The organism is Hansschlegelia beijingensis (genome assembly GCF_045505405.1).
Classification (GTDB): domain Bacteria; phylum Pseudomonadota; class Alphaproteobacteria; order Rhizobiales; family Methylopilaceae; genus Methylopila; species Methylopila beijingensis_A.
The window spans coordinates 1-1,918 of record NZ_JBJKEX010000466.1; the positions used below are offsets into that span (position 1 = coordinate 1).

General features: G+C 71.0%; 3 protein-coding genes. 1 reads left to right on the forward strand and 2 read right to left on the reverse strand.

Going from position 1 to position 1,918, the window contains the following annotated elements:
- A partial coding sequence (locus ACIKT0_RS17620) for a histidine kinase dimerization/phospho-acceptor domain-containing protein (protein WP_407106642.1) occupies window positions 1–222 on the reverse strand: 222 nt, incomplete at its 3' end.
- 218 nt (window positions 223–440) lie between these two features.
- Between ACIKT0_RS17620 and ACIKT0_RS17625 the strand changes: the two genes are divergently transcribed.
- Complete coding sequence (locus tag ACIKT0_RS17625) at window positions 441–1,376, forward strand: AEC family transporter (protein WP_407106643.1); 936 nt, start codon at window positions 441–443, stop codon at window positions 1,374–1,376.
- A gap of 1 nt (window position 1,377) precedes the next feature.
- Here ACIKT0_RS17625 and ACIKT0_RS17630 read toward each other — a convergent pair.
- Window positions 1,378–1,918 (reverse strand): ATP-dependent helicase C-terminal domain-containing protein (locus tag ACIKT0_RS17630; protein ID WP_407106644.1); only part of this gene is annotated, 541 nt, incomplete at its 5' end.

Consider the following 1,918-nt stretch of genomic DNA (forward strand, 5'->3'; position numbering starts at 1 on the left):
CGCGCCGAGAAGCGTGGTGGCGACGCCGAGCAGGTGCTCCGCCGCCGTCTTCAGCGCCGCGGCGTGGCCGCGCGCGGCCTCCGTCAGATCCTCGGCCAGCAGCAGGTCCGCCAGCGCCAGAATGCCGCCGAGGGGCGTCCTGATCTCATGCGCCGCGACCGCGATGCGGTGCGTCGCGTCGACGGCCGGAGCAGCGTCGGCGAGGCTCGCGGTCGCGCTCATGCGGCGGCTCCTGAGACGATGGCGGGGACGGAAGGTTCGACCGCGACAGTGGCTTCCAGGGCTTTAACGATGGGCTAAGCCGACCGCGTAAAACAGCGTTGTTCACGCGTGATCCCCAGCTTCCCGACAAGCCCATGCGGCGGGTTCGCGTTGACCTCCGCGCCCGCAGTCCCTACGGGTCGAACTCCCGCCCGCGCAGCCTCCGGCTACCTTCCGGCATGTCAGAACTCGTCGCCATCGTGCTCCCGACCTTCGGGCTCATCGGCCTCGGCTATCTGGTCGGGCGGCTCGGCCTGCTCGGCGACCGGGCCGGCGACGGCCTGTCGGACTATGTGTTCCTGATCGCGGTTCCCTCGCTCATCTTCCGCACGCTTGCGGAAGGCCATTCGCCCGCCGCCAATCCCTGGGGCTACTGGATCGCCTATTTCGGCGGGGTGGCGGTGGTCTGGATCATAGCGATGGCGATCGCCATCAAGGGGTTGGGACGCGACAGGCGCGAGGCCGCCGTCCACGGATTCGCGGCCGCCCAGTCCAACACCGTCCTGGTCGGCGTGCCGCTGATCCTCAACGTCTACGGAGAAGCCGGCGCGACGCCGCTGTTCCTGCTGCTGGCGGTCCACCTGCCCATCATGATGACCGCGGCGGCGCTGCTCATCGAAACCGCCGGCCCGCGCAGCTCCTCAGGCGCCATGGCGAAGCGGCTCGCTCGGACGATCGTCACCCACCCGATCATCCTGGCGCTCGTCGCCGGTCTTGTCGCCCAGCGCCAGGGCTATGTTCCGGCCGGCGCCTTCGGATCCGTGATCGGCCAGCTCGCCGCGACCGCCAGCCCCTGCGCGCTGATCGCCATGGGGCTGGCGCTGAAGCGCTTCGGCTTCCTGAACGACCTCAAGGCCGTCTGGTCGATCTCGGCGCTGAAGCTCGTGCTGCACCCGCTGCTGGTGTGGGCGCTCGCGTTCCACGTGCTGGACGTGCCCCCGGTGTGGGCCGGGGTCGCGGTCCTGTTCGCCGCCATGCCGTGCGGGATCAACGCCTATCTGATCGCCGCGCGCTATCAGGTGGGCGAAACCACGGCCTCGGCGGCCATCGCGGTCTCGACGGCGATCTCGGTGCTGTCGGTCTCCGTGTGGCTGCTCGTGCTCGGCGTGGCGTAGCTCAGGCGCCGCGGGGCTTGGCCCGGCTGGTCGGCGCCGCCGCCGCCGGGTCTTCCGGCCAGACGTGCTTCGGATAACGCCCGCGCATTTCGGCGCGGACCTCCTTCCAGGATCCGGCCCAGAAGCCCGGCAGGTCGCGGGTCACCTGTATCGGTCGCTGCGCAGGCGACAGCAGGCGCAGCATGAGCGGGACCTGCCCTCCGGCGATCGCAGGATGCCGCTGAAGCCCGAACAGTTCCTGCACGCGGACGTCGAGCGCCGGCCCCTCCTCCGCATCGTAGTCGATCGGGAGGCGGGAGCCGGACGGCGCGTCGAAATGGCTGGGCGCCTCGGCGTCGAGGCGCCGGCGCAGATCGTATGGCACGAGCGCCTCGATCGCGTTCACGACCGTCTCGGCGGAGATTTCCCGCAGCGCCGTCGCGTCGCCGAGGAACGGCGCGAGCCAGTCCACGACGGATGCGGAGAGCGCCGCGTCCGACAGATCGGGCCAGCCGGCCTGCGGCTGCGACCGCCGCAGGAACTCGACGCGCGCGACGAGCGCG